This is a genomic window from Acinetobacter brisouii (genome assembly GCF_008993995.1).
Classification (GTDB): domain Bacteria; phylum Pseudomonadota; class Gammaproteobacteria; order Pseudomonadales; family Moraxellaceae; genus Acinetobacter; species Acinetobacter brisouii_A.
On sequence record NZ_BKNN01000127.1, the window covers coordinates 1 to 3,903 of the forward strand.

Annotated in this window: 1 protein-coding gene and 1 pseudogene; one reads left to right on the forward strand and one right to left on the reverse strand. The window is 33.0% G+C overall.

The features are described 5' to 3' along the window. Positions 1-89 precede the first annotated feature (89 nt). Positions 90-3,734 (reverse strand): hypothetical protein, encoded by a 3,645-nt coding sequence (locus GBN19_RS14995; protein WP_228271301.1) that lies wholly within the window; start codon positions 3,732-3,734, stop codon positions 90-92. Positions 3,735-3,824: 90 nt separating this feature from the next. On the opposite strand from GBN19_RS14995, the pseudogene GBN19_RS15000 reads away from it, so the two are divergent. Next, a pseudogene (locus GBN19_RS15000) lies at positions 3,825-3,903 on the forward strand (IS1595 family transposase); the annotation flags it as partial.

The window sequence follows — 3,903 nt, forward strand, 5'->3', positions numbered from 1 at the left end:
TGTACACAGTGCACTGGGTTATGTATCGCCTTTTGAGTTTGAAGCAATGTACTATGATAAGATTAACCCGTTAGGTCAGGTGGCCTAACTTAAATAAAAAAGTCTCCGATAAACCCGGTACGGTTCAATGTTTCAATATATTCAGCCAAAAAGTTATTAGGACTATATGACACTTTTAATAAAGCATTAAGTAACCATTGAGTCGCCGAGTATTGATAAAATTCAAATTTGTGATCATAAAAACTTCGGTAATTTTTATCACTAATAAAATTAATTAAATTAGATAACAATTCTCTTTGCTCAAAATCGCAAAGTAACTTAATGGTATGCGCCGCTTGCCATTTAACAGTATTGAAAGGAGATGCTAGGCTAGACCAAATATAACCTGAGATAGATTCTAGTATATTCTCTGGTGGTGCTAATTCCTCACGCCATTGCCCATCAGCGATATCTGAGCCCAAATCACCTTCTAGTAAGCCTAGACCATACTCTAAAACCTCGCAGGATTGATTTGGTGCAATCATAGGTGTAAGTAAATGAGCTATCCTAAATAAGCTTTCACTTTCTAAGGTAATGGTGCTTTCACTCATGCCCTCTAAGAGAGATTGAATATAATCAGTCTTAGGTTTCCCTGTTAATTCACTTAAAACGTGTAATTTCAGATTACTTCCATAGGTATCTATATAAAAATCAGCATAATGTGTTTTCAGAAATTGTTTAACTCTCGAATCTAACACTTCTAAAAATGACATTCTACTTTTAAAGCGAGATGGTATAGCTTTTAAAAGATCATCTAAGTCATACATTCCATTTCTAGGATTATCGAACCACCAATTGATCAATGATATTGCTTGTGATGGACTTATTTTTTGAAAAAGCTGTACATAAAAAGCTCTTTTAATCCAATGCTTATTTTCCAATTTCTGAAAATCATTATAAGCTGAGTCAAAGTCTACACTTCGATTTGAGTCAGTATAATTTTCAAAAAATACATCCCATTCAAAATTTTCTTGGTCGTAGGTCGAAGAGTGAGGTTCTTCTTCTACTTGAATATAAACGTCTGAATTACTCAGGGATAAGAAAAAATCTTGGATAGTTTGATCTGTTATATGAAATGCCTCGACCAAATCTCTAAGGCGACTAATATGCTTTTCTGATGGATTAGGTACAACAATATAAAGATAAAAGCTTTGTAAAACCTTTCTTTTTAGTTCATCACTTAAAGCTAATGATTTAATAGAGCTTAATAGATTATCTAAGTCATATGTAGCTCCCATCGCTTTAAAAGCCAAGGGTATCAATGGTGATAAAAGTTGTTGTTTAAGTAACTTATCCACCAAATTGCCCAATATTCTATCTTCATCTCCAAATCTACGATCGCGCCAACGGCTAGCAATAGCAAATGCTGAATTAGGATCTAAATCATAAATTGCATCAACTGTGTAATCCCATGGAAAATGTTTATCTCTATGTACATATTTATATGTCAATTCAGCACATTGACTAAAACGATAGCATAACTGTGGTTTTCTATTATTTTGCCCTTTTCCAGCTCTTACGCCATAGCAAAGTAATGCATTCCATCGTTGTAGATTTTCTTCACCTAGTTTACTACTTACCTCAATTGCTTTATTTAATATTGCAGTAGCTTCTTCTTGATCTAGAGGGAAAATTGATTGAGCAATAGACATATAGTCACTCACCAATGTTTCTGCATGATCATCACTCTTCTCAAGAGTTTTTAAGTTTTTTTCTATGTTTTGATAGCAGTACTCTTCTAATTCGCATGGTTCTTGCAAAGCCAAAATAAGCGTAAAATGATTAAGTGTATTTGGATAAATTTTTTCCCGAAAATGACTTTCTATCTCTGGATAGGTTTCTTGGTTAAGATGATTATTTAAAATTAAAATATCAAACCAAACTTTTGCAATTTCATTTTCTAGATGATTGCCATATTCCCGATATGAATATCCTTGACCTTTCTGGAAGTCTGATTTCGCTTGTTCAATTAGTTGATCGAGTTCCTTAATGCAAATCTTTTCTGTAATTGACCGAGCATATAATCTATACCATGGCAAAACTGCTGCAACATCTCGTTTTAGCGTGGTGATTTCTTCTGATGAGCTATAAGATTTATCCTTTAAAAACTCATCTTCTAATCTCTTTGGTACTAAATCAAGTAGTTCTAATGTCTTATCATCCCATGCTTTATGTAAAGCATAAGCTTTCATGTAAATGATTCTATCTGAGTTTCCAAAACTATCTGTAATCTCATATGGTATTTCAGTAGGCAGATATCTTGATAAAATTTGATATGCCTCAGAGGAAGAACAAAGCTGTTGATTAAAAACTACTTCTAAAAAACAAAGAATTGGGGCTAGACCAATATCAAGTTTTACTTTGTCATAGCTCAGTAGTTTTAAAATTCGTGAAAAATTCTCAGAATGGATAACACAGTGGTTTAATTTCAGTATCTGTAGAGTACCTAAAGTTAAAAACAGGTTATTACCTGATTTATCTAATATTTGTTGTATAACTTCATGTTTATTAAGTTTAATCAACTCATTAGTTGCAATTTTAGCTACTTTATAACTTACACTTTTTGGACGCCATCTACGTAGCCAATTAATTGCATAGTCAACGCCTTCTAAAGTTATTAGAGTAATAAAGTAATCACTGAGTTCTTTATATTCTACATTTTGATTACGTCGTTGTTTTTTTGGAAGTTTGAACCAACTAGTTAACCATTGATTTGCAATACGAAGCTTGCTACGTGATTCTCCATGGAAATCTTCTCGATATGAGAGAAGTTTAGCTTCAGTAATGTATTTCGAGCCATGCCATGAACCACCTTTGAATACTTTTTCAGAAATTAATTCTAAAATTTGATTGTCACTAAAAGTAGTACCAACTAGGTCTATATTTTCTTCAAGTAATTGATGTTGCCTAACTTCTGCAGCAACCTCTCCACCAGCTTTTAATGATAATTTAGCAACCTCTGTATATTTACCAAGTTTTAGGCCAGCTTTAATTGCAAATTGCAGGCGTTGTAATTCAACCTTTCTTTTTTCTAAGGTGGAATTCGTTGGTAACATTTCAGAATTTAAAGATAACTCAACTAACTCCTCAAAGTTACCTGCATCCATCAAGATTTGGGGTAGTACAGAAGCTGCATATACAGAATTTACAGCGAGAGGTTTAAGCTTCTGAATAAAATCATTCAGCAAGCTAGTATCTTTTGGCTTATAAATTTCACGGAACCAAGATTCAGTTGGCTCATCAACAAATTGAATATTATTGTCACTAAGACGAATTGGATGGCCACCTATATCAGAAATAATACTTCTTATTTGATCAGCTCTGATATTAGTTAAGTCAGATAAAATCTGCAGGGGAATTAATGGACGTAAAATAGCAATTGAAGTAAGGAGTAAATCAATTTCTGCTGATTCGGAATAGTTTTGTTCTTTAAAAGTAGAAATTGCCTTATTTAACAAATCCTTAATTGTATCTTCTACGTTTTTAGGCGTTGCACCGAAAAATGAAAGAATCTCATGCAAAGTCAAATTTTGTTCTAAAGCAATACTTTGGACTCGTGGATTGCCACTGGTAAGTCGATGAAATTCAATCACGTCTTGTGTCGAAACATCAGGATAATAGTTTAATAGATGTTGTTTTGTTTCATTTTCACTAAAGCCTTCTAAATCAAGAATTTCGATATCTTGTTTAGGCAATAAAAGCCCAACCCTATAAGGTCTCGCTAAAGCAATTATTTTAGGGGCATAGGAAGTTAAGCATATTAAAAAGTATGGTAACTTCCTTATATGAAAGCAAAAAATAGATATTATTCCCGTTCAAGAATCACAGAAGCAAAATTCAGGCAAATTATTCGCTTTTTTGCCA